This window comes from Citrobacter youngae (assembly GCF_003818115.1).
In the GTDB taxonomy this organism is placed as follows: Bacteria; Pseudomonadota; Gammaproteobacteria; order Enterobacterales; family Enterobacteriaceae; genus Citrobacter; species Citrobacter youngae.
In genome coordinates this window covers 39,707-58,137 of record NZ_RPOI01000021.1, presented here as the reverse complement: position 1 = coordinate 58,137, position 18,431 = coordinate 39,707, and the positions used below count along the sequence as shown (strand labels likewise).

The 18,431-nt window shown below is 53.2% G+C and carries 12 protein-coding genes and 1 pseudogene; 11 read left to right on the top strand and 2 right to left on the bottom strand.

The window, feature by feature from the left end:
* The first annotated feature begins 217 nt into the window (after positions 1 to 217).
* From araB to araD, 3 genes are all read left to right on the top strand, one after another.
* Entirely contained in the window at positions 218 to 1,927 is a 1,710-nt protein-coding gene (araB, locus tag EHN13_RS17965) for a ribulokinase (protein ID WP_124021839.1), read from the top strand.
* Between the two features lie 10 nt (positions 1,928 to 1,937).
* Complete coding sequence (gene araA / locus EHN13_RS17960; RefSeq protein WP_124021838.1) at positions 1,938 to 3,440, top strand: L-arabinose isomerase; 1,503 nt, start codon at positions 1,938 to 1,940, stop codon at positions 3,438 to 3,440.
* 88 nt (positions 3,441 to 3,528) lie between these two features.
* On the top strand, positions 3,529 to 4,224 hold the full coding sequence (gene araD / locus EHN13_RS17955; RefSeq protein ID WP_124021837.1) for an L-ribulose-5-phosphate 4-epimerase: 696 nt from the start codon (positions 3,529 to 3,531) through the stop codon (positions 4,222 to 4,224).
* Positions 4,225 to 4,264: 40 nt separating this feature from the next.
* On the opposite strand, the pseudogene EHN13_RS17950 reads toward araD, so the two are convergent.
* Positions 4,265 to 4,648: pseudogene (locus EHN13_RS17950) on the bottom strand (DUF4751 family protein).
* A gap of 592 nt (positions 4,649 to 5,240) precedes the next feature.
* Between EHN13_RS17950 and polB the strand changes: the two are divergent.
* The 3 genes from polB (at position 5,241) to rluA (ending at position 11,301) form a co-directional block, all read left to right on the top strand.
* Positions 5,241 to 7,592 (top strand): DNA polymerase II, encoded by a 2,352-nt coding sequence (gene polB / locus EHN13_RS17945; protein WP_101741369.1) that lies wholly within the window; start codon positions 5,241 to 5,243, stop codon positions 7,590 to 7,592.
* 131 nt (positions 7,593 to 7,723) lie between these two features.
* Positions 7,724 to 10,630, top strand: a complete 2,907-nt coding sequence (rapA, locus tag EHN13_RS17940) for an RNA polymerase-associated protein RapA (RefSeq protein ID WP_124021836.1) — start codon at positions 7,724 to 7,726, stop codon at positions 10,628 to 10,630.
* 11 nt (positions 10,631 to 10,641) lie between these two features.
* Positions 10,642 to 11,301 carry a bifunctional tRNA pseudouridine(32) synthase/23S rRNA pseudouridine(746) synthase RluA gene (gene rluA / locus EHN13_RS17935; protein WP_003018849.1) on the top strand — a complete coding sequence of 220 codons (660 nt, stop codon included), beginning with the start codon at positions 10,642 to 10,644 and terminating at the stop codon, positions 11,299 to 11,301.
* Between the two features lie 172 nt (positions 11,302 to 11,473).
* Here rluA and djlA read toward each other — a convergent pair whose 3' ends face one another.
* On the bottom strand, positions 11,474 to 12,289 hold the full coding sequence (djlA, locus tag EHN13_RS17930; protein ID WP_005124510.1) for a co-chaperone DjlA: 816 nt from the start codon (positions 12,287 to 12,289) through the stop codon (positions 11,474 to 11,476).
* Positions 12,290 to 12,543: 254 nt separating this feature from the next.
* Here djlA and lptD point away from each other — a divergent pair, with 254 nt between their 5' ends.
* The 5 genes from lptD to apaG are packed head-to-tail and all read left to right on the top strand — an operon-like array spanning position 12,544 to position 18,431.
* The gene (lptD, locus tag EHN13_RS17925; protein ID WP_124021835.1) at positions 12,544 to 14,904 is read left to right on the top strand and encodes an LPS assembly protein LptD; all 2,361 of its coding nucleotides are present in this window, start codon (positions 12,544 to 12,546) and stop codon (positions 14,902 to 14,904) included.
* Between the two features lie 54 nt (positions 14,905 to 14,958).
* Positions 14,959 to 16,245 (top strand): peptidylprolyl isomerase SurA, encoded by a 1,287-nt coding sequence (gene surA / locus EHN13_RS17920; RefSeq protein ID WP_048212721.1) that lies wholly within the window; start codon positions 14,959 to 14,961, stop codon positions 16,243 to 16,245.
* The gene (gene pdxA / locus EHN13_RS17915) at positions 16,245 to 17,237 is read left to right on the top strand and encodes a 4-hydroxythreonine-4-phosphate dehydrogenase PdxA (RefSeq protein ID WP_121584186.1); all 993 of its coding nucleotides are present in this window, start codon (positions 16,245 to 16,247) and stop codon (positions 17,235 to 17,237) included. The genes surA and pdxA overlap by 1 nt, the downstream gene beginning before the upstream one ends.
* Complete coding sequence (gene rsmA, locus EHN13_RS17910; protein WP_048212723.1) at positions 17,230 to 18,051, top strand: 16S rRNA (adenine(1518)-N(6)/adenine(1519)-N(6))-dimethyltransferase RsmA; 822 nt, start codon at positions 17,230 to 17,232, stop codon at positions 18,049 to 18,051. The genes pdxA and rsmA overlap by 8 nt, the downstream gene beginning before the upstream one ends.
* Positions 18,052 to 18,053: 2 nt before the next feature.
* The gene (apaG, locus tag EHN13_RS17905) at positions 18,054 to 18,431 is read left to right on the top strand and encodes a Co2+/Mg2+ efflux protein ApaG (protein ID WP_003018867.1); all 378 of its coding nucleotides are present in this window, start codon (positions 18,054 to 18,056) and stop codon (positions 18,429 to 18,431) included.

Genomic DNA, 18,431 nt, shown 5'->3' with positions numbered 1-18,431 from the left:
AGCACTTTGTAAAAAACATGTCCCAAGCCAACGTCAAAATCGGCTAACAAAAGTGTCTATAACTACGGCAGAAATGTCCACATTGATTATTTGCACGGCGTCACACTTTGTGATGCCACAGCATTTTAATCCATAAGATTAGCGAATCCTGCCTGACGGTTTTTATCCCTGGTCACTACTGTTTATCCATACCCGTATTTTTGGATGGAGTAAAACGATGGCGATTACAATTGGCCTCGATTTTGGTAGTGATTCAGTACGCGCGTTGGCAGTGGAATGCGCCACCGGTGAAGAAATCGCCACCAGCGTAGAGTGGTATCCACGTTGGCAGGAAGGGCAATATTGTGATGGCCCGAACAACCAGTTTCGCCATCATCCGCGCGACTATATTGAATCGATGGAAGCGGCGCTGAAAACCGTGCTGGCCGAACTGAGCGCTGAACAGCGTGCGGAAGTGGTCGGGATCGGCGTTGACAGTACCGGCTCAACCCCGGCGCCCATCGATGCAGACGGTAACGTACTGGCACTGCGTCCGGAGTTCGCGGAAAACCCGAATGCAATGTTTGTCCTGTGGAAAGATCACACCTCAGTAGAAGAAGCCGAAGAAATCACCCGCCTGTGCCACACACCGGGCAAGATCGATTACTCCCGCTATATCGGCGGCATTTATTCCAGCGAATGGTTCTGGGCCAAAATCCTGCATGTAACTCGTCAGGACCATGCGGTAGCCGAAGCTGCGGTCTCGTGGATTGAGCTATGCGATTGGGTTCCGGCCCTGCTCTCCAACACCGTACGCCCGCAGGATATTCGCCGCGGACGCTGCAGCGCCGGACACAAATCCCTGTGGCATGAAAGCTGGGGCGGTCTGCCGCCAGCCAGTTTCTTTGATGAGCTCGACCCCATCCTTAACCGCCATCTGCCATACCCAATGTTTACCGATACCGTCACGGCCGACCTGCCGGTTGGCACCCTGTGCGCCGAGTGGGCGCAGCGTCTGGGGCTACCGGAAAGCGTGGTGATTGCAGGCGGCGCTTTTGACTGCCATATGGGCGCAGTCGGCGCGGGCGCACAGCCCAATACGCTGGTAAAAGTCATCGGCACCTCAACCTGCGACATTCTGATTGCCGACAAACACAGCGTCGGCGAACGCGCGGTGAAAGGCATATGCGGCCAGGTTGATGGCAGCGTAGTGCCTGATTTTATTGGCCTTGAGGCGGGACAGTCCGCTTTCGGCGATATCTATGCCTGGTTTAGCCGCGTACTGAGCTGGCCGCTGGAGCAGCTTGCCGCGCAGCATCCGGAGCTGAAGACCCAGATTAAAGCCAGCCAAAAACAACTGTTGCCAGCGCTCACCGAAGCCTGGGCGAAAAATCCGTCGCTGGATCACCTACCGGTGGTGCTCGACTGGTTCAACGGTCGCCGTACGCCCAATGCCAACCAGCGTTTGAAAGGGGTAATTACCGATCTGAACCTGGCAACTGACGCACCAGCGCTGTTCGGTGGGCTGATTGCCGCCACGGCCTTTGGCGCGCGCGCAATTCAGGAATGCTTCACCGAACAGGGCATTGCGGTTAATAACGTGATGGCGTTAGGTGGCATCGCCCGCAAAAACCCGGTCATCATGCAGACCTGCTGTGACGTGCTGAACCGTCCGCTACAAATCGTTGCTTCCGACCAGTGCTGCGCACTCGGTGCGGCTATCTTCGCCGCCGTAGCCGCTAAGGTCCACGCGGACATTCCCGCCGCCCAACAAAAAATGGCGAGCGCCGTAGAAAAGACGATGCAACCTCGCCCAGAACAGGCTCAACGTTTTGAACAGCTTTACCGCCGCTACCAGCAATGGGCAGTAAGCGCTGAACAACAATACCTTCCGACTGCCATGCCGGCGCAAAAAACACCGGTAAACCAGGCAACCCTGACACATTAAGGACACGACAATGACGATTTTTGATAACTATGAAGTGTGGTTTGTGATTGGTAGCCAGCATCTGTATGGCCCTGAAACCCTGCGTCAGGTAACCCAACATGCCGAGCACGTCGTTAACGCACTGAATACTGAAGCTAAACTGCCCTGCAAACTGGTCTTAAAACCGCTGGGTACCTCGCCTGACGAAATCACCGCTATTTGTCGTGACGCCAACTATGACGATCGCTGCGCAGGGATGGTGGTCTGGCTGCATACCTTCTCGCCGGCGAAAATGTGGATCAACGGCCTGGCGATCCTCAACAAACCACTGATGCAGTTCCACACCCAGTTTAACGCCGCCCTGCCGTGGGACAGCATTGATATGGACTTTATGAACCTGAACCAAACCGCGCACGGCGGTCGTGAGTTCGGCTTCATCGGCGCACGTATGCGTCAGCAGCACGCCGTGGTCACCGGTCACTGGCAGGACAAACAGGCACACGAACGCATCGGCTCCTGGATGCGACAGGCCGTGTCCAAACAGGACACTCGCCATCTGAAAGTCTGCCGTTTTGGCGACAACATGCGCGAAGTTGCGGTCACCGATGGCGATAAAGTTGCCGCGCAGATCAAATTCGGCTTCTCGGTAAACACCTGGGCCGTGGGCGATCTGGTGCAGGTCGTGAACGCAATTAGCGACGGCGAAATCAACGCACTAATCGATGAGTATGAAAGCTCTTACACCATGACGGCGGCAACGCAAGTCCACGGTGAAAAACGTCAGAACGTCCTGGAAGCCGCCCGTATTGAACTGGGGATGAAGCGCTTCCTGGAACAGGGCGGATTCCACGCCTTCACCACCACATTTGAAGATTTACACGGCCTGAAACAGCTCCCGGGTCTGGCCGTACAGCGTCTGATGCAGCAAGGCTACGGCTTTGCCGGCGAAGGCGACTGGAAAACCGCCGCTCTGCTTCGCATCATGAAGGTGATGTCAACCGGTCTGCAGGGCGGCACCTCATTTATGGAGGATTACACCTACCACTTCGAGAAAGGCAACGATCTGGTACTTGGTTCGCACATGCTGGAAGTGTGCCCGTCCATCGCGGTGGAAGAGAAACCGATCCTCGACGTACAACACCTCGGCATTGGTGGTAAAGACGATCCCGCCCGTCTGATCTTCAACACCAAAACCGGCCCGGCCGTGGTTGCCAGCCTGATCGATCTCGGCGATCGCTATCGTCTGCTGGTTAACTGCATCGACACCGTACCAACCCCACATGAGCTGCCGAAACTGCCGGTGGCAAACGCACTGTGGAAAGCCCAGCCGGATCTGCCAACCGCATCTGAAGCCTGGATCCTGGCCGGTGGCGCGCACCACACTGTCTTCAGCCACGCGCTGGATCTGAACGATATGCGCCAGTTCGCTGAAATGCACGATATCGAGATCGCCGTGATCGACAACGATACCCGTCTGCCAGCCTTTAAAGACGCGCTGCGCTGGAACGACGTGTATTACGGTTTTAAACGCTAAGATACGGATTGCCCGGTGGCACTGCGTTTACCGGGCCTACGATCCTGTAGGCCGGATAAGCGAAGCGCCATCCGGCAGGGAGACAATAATGTTAGAAGATCTTAAACGTCAGGTGCTGGAAGCTAATCTGGCGTTGCCGAAACATAACCTCGTGACCCTGACCTGGGGGAACGTCAGCGCCGTTGATCGCGACAAAGGCGTATTTGTGATTAAACCCTCCGGCGTGGATTACGCGGTGATGACGGCGGACGATATGGTGGTGGTGAGCCTTGCAACCGGTGAAGTGGTGGAAGGCAATAAAAAACCCTCCTCCGATACCCCAACGCACCGTCTGCTGTATCAGGCATTCCCGACCATTGGCGGCATTGTTCACACCCATTCCCGTCATGCAACCATCTGGGCGCAGGCGGGGCAGTCTATTCCCGCCACGGGAACCACTCATGCGGACTATTTCTACGGCACGATTCCCTGCACACGGAAAATGACCGAGGAAGAAATCAACGGCGAATATGAATGGGAAACCGGCAATGTGATCGTTGAAACCTTTGAGAAACAAGGTATTGACGCCGCACAGATGCCTGGCGTGCTGGTGCACTCTCACGGTCCGTTTGCCTGGGGAAAAGATGCCGAAGATGCTGTACACAACGCTATCGTGCTGGAAGAAGTGGCCTATATGGGGATCTTCTGCCGCCAGCTCGCACCGCAATTGCCGGATATGCAACAAACCCTGTTAGATAAACACTACCTCCGCAAACACGGTGCAAAAGCCTACTACGGACAGTAACCTTGATATAAGCGCGTTTTAGTCGTCACGCGCTTTATTTCTACTCGGCTATATATTCAGCAAAAGCACTTTGATAAACACAGTTATTAGAACAAACATACTCAATCACATTATCATAATTCCCATGAATTTCCTCTCCTTCCAGAGAATGGAAGAAAATATAATCTGTTATCGTTGACTGCCATTTCTGCCCACGCAACAAATAATTAATTACCGTATCACGATGACCATTTCTTCTGTCATGCCCCTGCCAGTGAAAAAAAGCGTTTCCACTTTCAATTATTTCAGCCCGCCAAATTTGTCCGGTCCATGTTTTGTACTCAATATATTTGCTCACAGTTTTGATTGATGGGTTTTAAAGTTGAGTGTTAACAAATAGATAATACTGGTATCCAGGCAAAATCGCCTGAGTATAGACATTCATAAAAACTCCATTTCATCATTTTCCCGGATATGTATTAAGAAGCACCCGAACAGCAAGCTGAGAATAAAATCATATCCCGAGATAAAAACCAAATTATACAGAGAGACTCCCGACGAATTCGAACTGAAAATCCGTTTCTATTCGGCAATAAACACGATTAAATATATATTATATTTCAAACTCATATCCGGATGATTCGAATAAAATCTTTACATCAACCATTAATAAACACAAATGAAAAAAGTAACTTTTCCTGAATCCGAGAAAGATGTAGCAAAAATAAATAAGCACAAATCTGAAAAATAGCAAACATCCGATAATGGACTTAATAATACTAATCAATAACCCAGATGGACAGTTTCCATTTAAAACAACAGCCACACAAATAAAATAGTTTACTGCAACGCGTCTTAGGCACGACATTCATATATTAAATGCGAAGATAACCCAGGCTGACACAACACATTTTTTACTCAGAGACGCTTTTTACTCCAGCGGATACCGCGTCTTACGCCTCATACCTGTACAAAATAACAGTACAATCATGTAAACCAGGCTATAATAATGTCTGGTTTTTTGATGGATACGCAGCGTGGCGCAGGCAGGATTTATTTTAACCCGGCACTGGAGGGATACCCCGCAGGGGACAGAGGTTTCATTCTGGCTGGCAACAGACGATGGCCCGCTGCAGGTCACGCTCGCGCCTCAGGAGTCAGTCGCGTTTATTCCCACCAGTCAGGTCCCTCGCGTCACGTCATTATTACGCACTGAAAACGGCTATCGCCTGACGCCGCTTCAGTTGCAAGACTTCCACCGCCAGCCCGTTTCCGGCCTGTATTGCCGCTCACATCGCCAGCTCATGCGGCTGGAAAAACTGCTGCGCGAAAACGCAGTCACCGTCTACGAAGCTGACGTACGGCCGCCGGAGCGGTATCTGATGGAGCGCTTTATCACCTCCCCTGTTTGGGTCGAAGGCGACAGACATGACGACATGCTGGTTAATGCCCGCCTGAAGCCGAACCCTGACTATCGGCCACCGCTAAAATGGGTATCGCTGGATATCGAAACCACGCGCCACGGCGAACTCTACTGCATCGGTCTTGAGGGCTGTGGGCAGCGTATTGTCTATATGCTCGGCCCGGCAAACGGGGATGCCTCCCGGCTGGATTTTGAACTTGAGTACGTCGCAAGCCGTCCGCTGTTGCTGGAAAAACTCAACGACTGGATTGCCCGTCACGATCCTGATGTGATAATCGGCTGGAACGTCGTGCAATTCGATTTACGCGTCCTGCAAAAGCACGCCGAACGTTACCGCATTCCCCTGCGTTTTGGTCGTGACAATAGCGAGCTGGAGTGGCGCGAGCATGGCTTCAAAAACGGCGTGTTCTTCGCGCAGGCTAAAGGTCGCCTGATTATCGACGGCATTGAGGCGCTCAAATCCGCATTCTGGAATTTCTCATCGTTCTCGCTGGAAACGGTGTCGCAGGAGCTACTGGGCGAAGGGAAGTCAATTGATAATCCCTGGGACAGGATGGACGAAATCGATCGCCGGTTTGCCCAGGATAAGCCCGCGCTCGCTACCTACAATCTCAAAGACTGTGAACTGGTCACGCGTATTTTTCATAAAACCGAGATCATGCCATTTCTGCTGGAACGATCGACGGTCAACGGTCTGCCGGTCGACCGGCACGGTGGTTCAGTTGCCGCCTTCGGACACCTCTACCTGCCGCGCATGCACCGGACGGGTTATGTGGCACCGAACCTGGGTGAAGTCCCCGCGCACGCCAGCCCCGGCGGCTACGTGATGGACTCACGTCCGGGTCTGTATGACTCCGTGCTGGTGTTGGATTACAAAAGCCTGTACCCGTCAATTATTCGTACCTTCTTGATCGATCCGGTGGGGCTTATCGAAGGGATGGCGCATCCGGATCAGGAGCACAGTACCGAAGGGTTCCTTGACGCCTGGTTCTCACGTGAAAAGCACTGCCTACCGGAAATCGTGACCCGGATCTGGCACGGGCGCGATGAAGCAAAACGCCACGGGAATAAACCGCTCTCGCAGGCGCTGAAAATCATCATGAACGCGTTTTACGGCGTGCTGGGAACCACCGCCTGCCGCTTTTTCGACCCGAGGCTGGCTTCGTCGATCACCATGCGTGGCCACGCGATCATGCGTCAGACCAAAGCACTGATTGAAGCTCAGGGTTACGACGTTATCTATGGCGATACCGACTCGACCTTTGTCTGGCTGAAAAAGGCGCACTCAGAAGATGATGCCGCCCGGATTGGCCGTGAGCTGGTGAGCTATGTCAACGACTGGTGGGCGCAGTCCCTGAAGCAACAAAACCTGACCAGCGCGCTGGAGCTGGAATTTGAAACCCACTTTTGTCGATTTCTGATGCCGACCATTCGCGGTGCAGATACCGGCAGTAAAAAGCGCTACGCCGGGATGATTCAGGAAGGTACAGAGCAACGCATGGTGTTTAAGGGCCTGGAAACGGTAAGAACCGACTGGACGCCACTGGCCCAACAGTTTCAGCAGGAGCTATACCTGCGAATTTTTCGTAACGAACCTTATCAGGAGTTTGTTCGCGAGACTATCGACCGTCTGATGGCGGGTGAACTGGACGATCAACTGGTGTATCGCAAACGCCTGCGTCGCCCGTTAAGCGAATACCAGCGCAATGTGCCACCACACGTGCGCGCCGCGCGCCTCGCCGATGAGCAAAATGTAAAGCTGGGACGTCCGCCGCAGTATCAGAATCGCGGCACCATTAAATATGTCTGGACGATAAATGGTCCAGAACCCGTGGATTATCAGCTTTCAGCCCTTGACTACGAGCACTATTTGACCCGGCAGATCCAGCCCGTAGCCGAGGGAATACTTCCCTTTATCGATGATAACTTTGCTACACTACTCACAGGGCAACTGGGGTTATTTTGACGCGTGACGAAACCGTCGCCATCCAGTACCATAGCGCCCTTTCCATTCCTGGACCCCAATACACTTGCTGCCACTTTACTCTGGCAGAGGGTGAGTATTGCCTGCAACTAAAGATATAGAGCCGAACATATATGCCTTTTACACTTGGTCAACGCTGGATCAGCGATACAGAAAGCGAATTGGGACTTGGTACCGTTGTCGCCATGGATGCGCGAACCGTCACTTTACTTTTCTCTTCGACGGGTGAAAGCCGTCTGTATGCGCGCAGTGATTCCCCCGTGACCCGCGTGATGTTCAATCCTGGTGATACGATAACGAGCCATGAAGGCTGGCAACTGCATGTCGATGAAGTAAAAGAAGAAAACGGCCTGCTTGCCTATATCGGAACCCGCCTTGATACCGAAGAAACCGGTGTAACGCTGCGTGAAGTGCTGCTCGACAGCAAGCTGGTATTCAGCAAACCACAAGATCGCCTGTTTGCCGGCCAGATTGACCGTATGGATCGCTTTGCGCTGCGCTATCGCGCACGTAAATTTCAGAGCGAGCAGTACCGTATGCCGTGGAGTGGTTTGCGTGGTCAACGTACCAGCCTGATCCCCCACCAGCTCAACATTGCCCATGACGTCGGCCGTCGTCATGCCCCTCGCGTATTGCTGGCAGACGAAGTGGGTTTAGGTAAAACCATTGAAGCCGGGATGATCCTGCATCAACAGCTGCTGTCAGGCGCCGCAGAGCGCGTACTGATCATCGTCCCGGAGACGTTACAGCACCAGTGGCTGGTCGAAATGCTGCGTCGCTTCAACCTGCGTTTTGCGCTGTTTGATGATGAGCGTTATGCAGAAGCGCAGCACGATGCCTACAACCCGTTTGAAACCGAACAACTGGTTATCTGTTCGCTGGACTTTGCCCGTCGCAGTAAACAGCGCCTGGAGCATCTGTGTGACGCCGAATGGGATCTGCTGATTGTCGATGAAGCGCATCACCTGGTGTGGAGCGAAGACGCGCCCAGCCGTGAATATATGGCCGTTGAACAACTGGCAGAACGCGTACCGGGCATCCTGCTGCTAACCGCTACACCGGAACAGCTGGGTCTGGAAAGCCACTTTGCGCGCCTGCGCCTGCTGGACCCCAGCCGCTTCCACGATTTCGCCCAGTTTGTTGAAGAACAGAAAAATTACCGTCCGGTCGCCGATGCCGTCGCCATGCTGCTGGCTGGCAACAAACTGAGCAACAATGAGCTGAACATGTTAGGTGACATGATTGGCGAACAGGACATTGAACCGTTATTGCAGGCGGCAAACAGCGACAGCGAAGATGCCCAGAGCGCGCGTCAGGAGCTGGTTTCAATGCTGATGGACAGACACGGCACCAGCCGCGTGCTGTTTCGCAACACCCGTAACGGCGTGAAAGGCTTCCCGAAACGCGAACTGCATACCATCAAGCTACCGCTGCCAACCCAATACCAGACGGCGATTAAAGTTTCCGGCATTATGGGCGCGCGTAAGAGTGCGGAAGACCGGGCGCGCGACATGCTCTACCCGGAACAGATTTATCAGGAATTCGAAGGCGATACCGGTACCTGGTGGAACTTTGACCCGCGCGTGGAATGGCTGATGGGCTATCTGACCAGCCACCGCTCGCAAAAAGTACTGGTTATCTGTGCAAAAGCCACCACCGCGCTTCAACTGGAGCAGGTTCTGCGCGAGCGCGAAGGTATCCGCGCTGCCGTGTTCCATGAAGGGATGTCGATCATTGAGCGTGACCGCGCCGCAGCCTGGTTTAGCGAAGAAGATAGCGGCGCTCAGGTAATGCTATGTTCTGAAATCGGCTCCGAAGGGCGCAACTTCCAGTTCGCCAGCAATCTGGTGATGTTTGACCTGCCGTTCAACCCGGACCTGCTGGAACAGCGTATTGGTCGTCTGGACCGTATTGGTCAGGCGCATGATATTCAGATTCATGTCCCGTACCTGGAAAAAACCGCGCAATCCGTGCTGGTGCGCTGGTACCACGAAGGTCTGGATGCGTTCGAACACACCTGCCCAACCGGCCGTACCATCTATGACACGGTATATAACAATCTGATCGGCTACCTGGCTGAACCAGAAAATACCGATGGCTTTGACGATCTGATCAAAACCTGCCGCGAACAGCATGACGCGCTGAAAGCACAGCTGGAGCAAGGTCGCGATCGTCTGCTGGAGATCCACTCTAACGGCGGTGAAAAAGCGCTGGCACTGGCTGAGAGCATTGAAGAGCAGGACGACGATACCAGCCTGATCGCCTTCGCCATGAACCTGTTTGATATCGTTGGTATTAATCAGGATGACCGTGGCGACAATCTGATCGTGCTGACCCCGTCCGATCATATGCTGGTGCCTGATTTCCCTGGGCTGCCGGAAGATGGCTGCACCATTACGTTTGAACGTGATGTCGCCTTGTCGCGTGAAGATGCGCAGTTTATTACCTGGGAGCATCCGTTAATCCGTAATGGTCTGGATCTTATCCTCTCCGGCGACACCGGTAGCAGCACCATTTCGTTGTTGAAAAACAAAGCATTACCGGTCGGCACTCTGCTGGTTGAGCTGGTGTATGTGGTTGAAGCGCAAGCGCCGAAACAGCTGCAGTTGAACCGCTTCCTGCCGCCAACGCCGGTACGTATGCTGCTGGATAAAAACGGCAATAACCTTGCCGCACAGGTTGAATTCGAAACCTTTAACCGCCAGCTCAGCGCTGTTAACCGCCACACCGGCAGTAAACTGGTCAACGCCGTGCAGCAGGACGTTCATGCCATTCTGCAACTGGGTGAAGCGCAGGTGGAAAAATCGGCTCGCGCGCTGATCGACGCGGCGCGTAAAGAAGCGGACGAAAAACTGACTGCGGAACTGTCCCGTCTGGAAGCGCTACGTGCCGTTAACCCGAACATCCGTGATGACGAACTCAGCGCAATTGAAAGCAACCGCCAGCAGGTGATGGAAAGCTTGGATCAGGCGGGATGGCGTCTTGATGCCCTGCGCCTGATCGTCGTGACGCATCAGTAACGGAGCCATACATGGGGATGGAAAACTACAATCCGCCGCAGGAACCCTGGCTGGTTATCCTGTATCAGGATGAGCATATTATGGTGGTCAACAAGCCGAGCGGCTTGTTGTCCGTGCCGGGTCGTCTGGATGAACACAAAGACAGCGTGATGACGCGTATTCAGCGCGACTATCCGCAGGCTGAATCCGTACATCGTCTGGATATGGCCACCAGCGGCGTGATTGTAGTCGCGCTAACCAAAGCGGCAGAGCGTGAGCTAAAACGCCAGTTTCGCGAACGCGAGCCGAAGAAACAGTACGTGGCACGGGTGTGGGGACATCCCGCACCTGCCGAGGGACTGGTTGATTTGCCGCTGATTTGCGACTGGCCGAATCGGCCAAAGCAAAAAGTGTGTTATGAGACCGGGAAATCAGCGCAAACTGAGTATGAGGTGGTGGAGTTCGCGGCGGATAACACCGCCCGGGTGGTGCTCAAACCCATTACCGGACGCTCCCACCAGTTGCGTGTACATATGCTGGCTTTAGGGCATCCAATCCTGGGCGACCGCTTCTATGCGCCGCCGGAAGCGCTGGCGTTGGCGCCGCGCCTGTTGCTGCATGCAGAGATGTTAACCATCACCCATCCCGAATACGGCAACAGTATGACGTTTAAAGTCCCGGCGGATTTTTAAAACGTTGCTGTGACACATTTCATTTTTACTTTGTGTCTCGGGTTATAGACACAAATCATTCGAGATGCATCGTGGCGGCAAACGAAGAAATCCCCAGGAGCATAGATAACTATGTGACTGGGGTTTCACAGTGCAGCCAACAAAGAGGCAGCCTGAAGGATGCCGTGTATATTTACTTGAAGCCTTTCTGTTCTTTAATTAACTCGTAAGCCTTTTGAATTTCCTGCGCTTTTTGCTTAGCCATTTCCATCATTTCTGGCGGCAGGCCTTTCGCAACCAGCTTGTCGGGGTGGTGCTCGCTCATCAGCTTACGGTAGGCGCGCTTAATGGTGGTCGCATCATCGGTCGCTTTCACACCCAGCACATTGCAGGCGTCTTCCAGCGTCGGGCCGCGTTGCGCCTGCTGCCAGCCACCGCCGCCGGACTGCTGCTGATATCCGCCGCCAAACTGCGCGCCGCCCTGCATCATACGCAGGAACTGATCAAATTGGGTCCGTGAGATCCCCAACTCTTCAGCAATCACATACAGCACTTCACGCTCGTTAGGGTGCAATGACCCATCGGCAAATGCCGCCTGAATCTGAATCTCCAGGAACATGCGGATCAGATCGAATCGACCAAAACAGACGCTGCGAAACTGACGCATTTTTTCACGTAATGGGTAATTGTCTGATTTTCCCACCCGGAAAGCATGCTGCGCGGCCGTACGCGAATCACCGTGCAAATTCATGCGGTCCATCAATTGGCTGGCGATATGAATATCGGCTTCCGTGACGCGGCCTTTGGATTTGGTCAGATGCCCCATTACCTCAAAAGTGGTCGCAAAAAACAGCGCCTGGCGTTCACGTTGGTTGGCAAACCACGCCATTTTGCGCATACGGGCTTTGTCGAACATGTGCCCCACTAACAGGCCCAGAACCACACCCCAGAAGCCGCCGCCCATCATTAAAGCCACGGCTACGCCAATTATCTTTCCCCAATACTGCATAGACTCCCCAAATCTTTCTGCTCTCAGCCAGGCTATGTCCCACAATATAAGGTGCTTTTACCGATTTACGGCAGCGGTCAATTGTGGGACATCGCCTATAATTTGCATTATCATACCTGTCATTCAATGCCGTGCCTAACACCACGGAGCCTTAATCGGCAGGATTAACACTAGCGCAGTGAAGATGAGATAAGTTAGGCTGTGACCGTTTGTCACGCGCGACGCTACTGATGATGGAACAATAAATACAACGTATGAAAAAACGTATTCCCACTCTTCTGACCACCATGATTGCCAGCGCCCTTTATAGCCAACAGGGTCTGGCAGCCGATCTCGCCTCACAGTGCATGTTGGGCGTGCCAAGCTACAACCGTCCTCTGGTGCAGGGCGATACCAATGAGTTACCTGTCACCATCAATGCCGATCACGCGAAAGGGAACTACCCTGATGACGCCGTGTTTACCGGCAACGTGGATATTGCGCAGGGTAACAGCCGCCTACAAGCCGATGAAGTGCAGCTTCATCAAAAGCAGGCCGAAGGTCAACCCGCTACCGTTCGTACCGTCGATGCGTTGGGCAACGTCCATTATGATGACAACCAGGTCATTCTGAAGGGACCAAAGGGTTGGGCAAACCTGAATACGAAAGACACCAACGTCTGGGAAGGTGACTACCAGATGGTGGGACGCCAGGGGCGCGGGAAAGCGGACCTGATGAAACAGCGCGGTGAGAATCGCTATACCATTCTGGAAAACGGCAGTTTTACCTCCTGTCTTCCGGGTTCCAATACCTGGAGCGTCGTCGGTAGCGAAGTGATCCATGACCGTGAAGAACAGGTCGCTGAAATCTGGAACGCCCGTTTTAAGCTGGGCCCGGTTCCTGTGTTTTACAGCCCCTATTTACAACTCCCAGTCGGCGATAAACGCCGTTCCGGTTTCTTGATCCCGAACGCAAAATACTCCACCAAGAACTATTTTGAGTTCTACCTGCCGTATTACTGGAATATCGCGCCCAACATGGACGCCACCATTACGCCGCATTATATGCATCGCCGTGGCGGCATTATGTGGGAAAACGAATTCCGTTACCTGACCCAAGCGGGCGCAGGTCTGATGGAACTCGATTATCTGAATTCCGACCGGGTCTACGACGACGAACATCCGAATGATGATAATTCACGCCGCTGGCTGTTTTACTGGCAACACGCCGGTGTGATGGACCAGGTGTGGCGTTTCAACGTCGACTACACCAAAGTCAGCGACTCCAGCTACTTTAATGATTTTGACAATAAGTACGGTTCCAGCACCGACGGTTATGCGACACAGAAATTCAGTGTCGGCTATGCGGTGCAAAACTTTGATGCGACGGTCTCAACTAAACAGTTCCAGGTCTTTGACGATCAGAACAACAGCAGTTATTCCGCTCAGCCACAGTTAGACGTCAACTTCTATCAGAATGACGTCGGTCCATTTGATACCCGTATTTATGGACAGGCGGTGCATTTCGTCAATACCAATGACGACATGCCGGAAGCGACGCGTGTTCACCTTGAGCCGACCATCAATCTGCCGCTATCCAATCAGTGGGGAAGTATCAACACTGAAGCGAAGCTGATGGCGACGCACTACCAGCAGACCAATCTGGACTGGTACAACAACAATCAGGGTAACGTAAATAAGCTCGACGACTCCGCTAACCGCGTCATGCCGCAGTTCAAAGTCGACGGTAAGTTGGTATTCGAACGTGACATGGAAATGCTGGCGCCGGGCTATACCCAGACGCTGGAGCCGCGTGCGCAGTATTTGTATGTGCCTTATCGCAACCAAAGTCATATCTATAACTATGACTCTTCCCTGCTGCAAGCTGACTACAGTGGCCTGTTCCGTGACCGTACCTATGGCGGTCTGGACCGTATTGCCTCCGCTAACCAGGTAACGACTGGCGTCACATCTCGCGTTTATGATGACGCGGCCGTTGAACGTTTTAATATTTCTGTGGGTCAAATCTACTATTTCACCGAGTCTCGCACTGGCGATGACAACATAAAATGGGAGAATGACGACAAAACCGGTTCATTGGTATGGGCAGGTGATACTTACTGGCGCATCTCCGATCGTTGGGGTTTACGCGGTGGGATCCAGTACGACACGCGTCTGGACAGTGTCGCCACCAGCAGCAGCAGCATCGAGTACCGTCGCGACGAAAACCGCATGCTGCAGTTGAACTACCGCTATGCCAGCCCGGAATATATCCAGGCAACACTGCCGTCGTATTACTCTACGGCAGATCAGTATAAAAACGGGATTTCTCAGGTGGGTGCAGTGGCGAGCGTGCCGATCGCTGAGCGTTGGTCAATCGTCGGAGCTTACTACTTCGATACCAATGTGAACAAAGTGGCGGATTCCATGCTGGGCTTACAGTACAACTCCTGCTGTTATGCCATTCGCGTCGGCTATGAACGTAAGCTGAATGGTTGGGATGACACCCAGAAACACGCGGTATATGACAACTCGATCGGCTTTAATATCGAACTGCGCGGCCTGAGCTCTAACTATGGTCTTGGCACCAACCAGATGCTGCGTTCGAACATTTTGCCGTATCAAAGCTCTTTATGATCTGATTGATTTACAACGTAATCCGCATTGCGGTTAATTGATAATGGAAAAAGTATGAAGAACTGGAAAACGCTGCTTCTCGGTATCGCCATGGTCGCGAATACCAGTTTCGCTGCCCCACAGGTAGTCGATAAAGTCGCAGCCGTCGTCAATAACGGCGTCGTTCTGGAAAGCGACGTCGATGGCTTAATGCAGTCAGTAAAACTGAATGCGGGTCAGGCAGGTCAGCAATTACCGGACGATGCCACGCTGCGTCATCAGATCCTGGAGCGTTTGATCATGGATCAAATCGTTCTGCAGATGGGTCAGAAGATGGGCGTAAAAATCTCTGATGAACAGTTAGATCAGGCCATCGCCAATATTGCCAAGCAGAACAATATGACGCTGGATCAAATGCGCAGCCGTCTGGCTCAGGATGGTCTGAGTTATTCGACCTATCGCAACCAGATCCGTAAAGAGATGACCATCTCTGAAGTGCGTAATAATGAAGTTCGCCGTCGCGTCACGATCCTGCCACAGGAAGTTGATGCCCTGGCGCAGCAAGTCGGCAACCAAAATGATGCCAGCACTGAGCTGAACCTGAGCCACATTCTGATCCCACTGCCGGAAAACCCAACTTCCGATCAGGTAAACGAAGCGGAAAGTCAGGCGCGTTCAGTGGTTGATGAAGCACGTAATGGTAGCGATTTCGGTAAACTGGCCATCACTTATTCTGCCGATCAGCAGGCGCTGAAAGGCGGCCAGATGGGTTGGGGACGCATTCAGGAACTGCCGGGCATCTTCGCCCAGGCGTTAAGCACCGCGAAAAAAGGCGATATCATTGGCCCAATTCGCTCTGGTGTCGGCTTCCATATCCTGAAAGTCAACGACATGCGTGGTCAAAGCCAGAGCATCTCCGTGACTGAAGTTCATGCCCGCCATATTCTGCTGAAACCGTCGCCGATCATGACCGATCAACAGGCGCGTCTGAAACTGGAACAAATCGCAGCTGATATTAAGAGCGGTAAAACCACCTTTGCGGCAGCGGCTAAAGAGTTTTCTCAGGATCCGGGGTCTGCCAACCAGGGCGGTGACCTGGGTTGGGCTGCAGCCGATATTTTCGATCCGGCTTTCCGCGATGCGCTGACTAAACTTCATAAAGGCCAGATGAGCACCCCGGTGCACTCCTCATTCGGCTGGCATCTTATCGAGCTGCTGGATACGCGTAATGTTGATAAAACTGACGCGGCACAGAAAGACAGAGCTTATCGCATGCTGATGAATCGTAAATTCTCGGAAGAAGCAGCGACCTGGATGCAGGAACAGCGCGCCAGTGCGTACGTTAAAATTCTGAGCAACTAATGACTCAAATTCAACGTGTTGTGATCACTCCCGGCGAACCTGCCGGGATTGGTCCGGACCTTGTGATCCAGCTTGCACAGCGCGAGTGGCCGGTAGAACTCGTTGTTTGTGCTGATGCCACGCTACTCCGTGACCGGGCAGCCATGCTCGGTTTACCGCTCTCGCTCCTTCCCTACTCTCCAGATATCCCAGCCCAACCACAATCAGCGGGTACGCTGACGCTATTGCCGGTTGCGTTGCGCGCGCCTGTCGTCGCGGGCCAACTGGCGGTAGAGAATGGGCAATATGTAGTCGACACGCTGGCTCGCGCCTGCGATGGTTGTCTGCAAGGTGAGTTTGCGGCGCTGATTACCGGTCCGGTTCACAAGGGCGTCATCAACGACGCTGGCGTCCCGTTTACCGGGCATACCGAGTTTTTTGAAGAGCGTTCACAGGCGAAGAAGGTTGTCATGATGCTGGCAACCGAAGAGCTGCGTGTTGCCCTGGCGACCACACATCTGCCGCTTAAAGCCGTTGCTGAAGCCATTACCCCGGCATTATTGCGAGAAGTGATCGGTATTCTGCATCATGATCTACGCACTAAGTTTGGCCTGAACGATCCGCGTATTCTGGTGTGCGGCCTTAACCCGCATGCCGGTGAAGGCGGTCATATGGGAACGGAAGAGATAGACACCATCATCCCGGTACTGGATGAACTGCGTGCGCAGGGGATGAAATTAAACGGTCCACTGCCCGCAGATACGCTGTTTCAGCCTAAATATCTCGACCACGCGGATGCCGTGCTGGCAATGTACCACGATCAGGGCCTCCCCGTGCTAAAATACCAGGGATTTGGTCGCGGTGTGAATATCACGCTGGGCCTGCCCTTTATTCGCACATCCGTCGATCACGGTACCGCGCTTGAACTTGCGGGACGTGGACAAGCAGATGTCGGCAGTTTTATTACGGCGCTTAATCTCGCCATCAAAATGATTGTTAATACCAATGAATAATCGAGTCCATCAGGGCCATTTAGCCCGTAAACGTTTCGGGCAAAACTTCCTCAACGATCAGTTTGTGATCGAAAGTATTGTCTCTGCTATCAACCCGCAGAAAGGTCAGGCCATGGTCGAAATCGGCCCGGGCCTGGCTGCATTGACCGAACCTGTAGGCGAACGTCTGGACAAGCTCACGGTCATTGAGCTGGACCGCGATCTCGCCGCACGCCTGCAAACGCACCCGTTTTTAGGGCCGAAGCTGACGATTTATCAGCAAGATGCCATGACCATGAACTTCGGTGAGCTTTCACAAACGATGGGTCAGCCGCTGCGCGTATTTGGCAACCTGCCGTACAACATCTCCACGCCGCTGATGTTCCATCTTTTTACCTATACTGATGCCATTGCCGACATGCATTTCATGTTGCAAAAAGAGGTGGTCAATCGTCTGGTTGCAGGGCCAAACAGTAAAGCGTATGGTCGATTAAGTGTCATGGCGCAATATTACTGCAATGTGATCCCGGTGCTCGAAGTTCCACCGTCGGCTTTCACACCAGCACCGAAAGTAGATTCCGCCGTTGTACGCCTGGTCCCTCACGCGACGATGCCGTACCCGGTTAAAGATGTTCGCGTCCTGAGCCGCATTACCACCGAAGCGTTTAATCAGCGCCGTAAAACGGTACGTAACAGCCTCGGTAATCTGTTCAGCGTTGAAGTGCTGACAGAGTTGGGCATTGACCCGGCAATGCGAGCGGAAAATATCTCTGTCGCGCAATACTGCCGGATGGCTAACTATCTGTCAGAAAACGCGCCTTCGAAGGAGAGTTAAGCATGATCAATTCGCCCCGAGTGTGTATTCAGGTACAAAGCGTCTACATTGAGGCGCAATCCTCACCTGATGATGAACGTTACGTTTTTGCTTATACCGTGACTATCCGCAATTTGGGGCGAGCGCCAGTGCAGCTGTTGGGGCGTTATTGGTTGATAACCAATGGTCATGGGCGCGAAACCGAAGTTCAGGGTGAAGGTGTGGTTGGCGTTCAGCCCCATATCGAACCTGGCGAAGAGTACCAGTACACCAGCGGCGCCGTTATTGAAACGCCACTGGGCACCATGCAGGGTCATTACGAAATGATCGATGAGCAGGGCATCGCCTTTACCATCGACATTCCCGTATTCCGACTTGCCGTTCCAACACTCATTCATTAA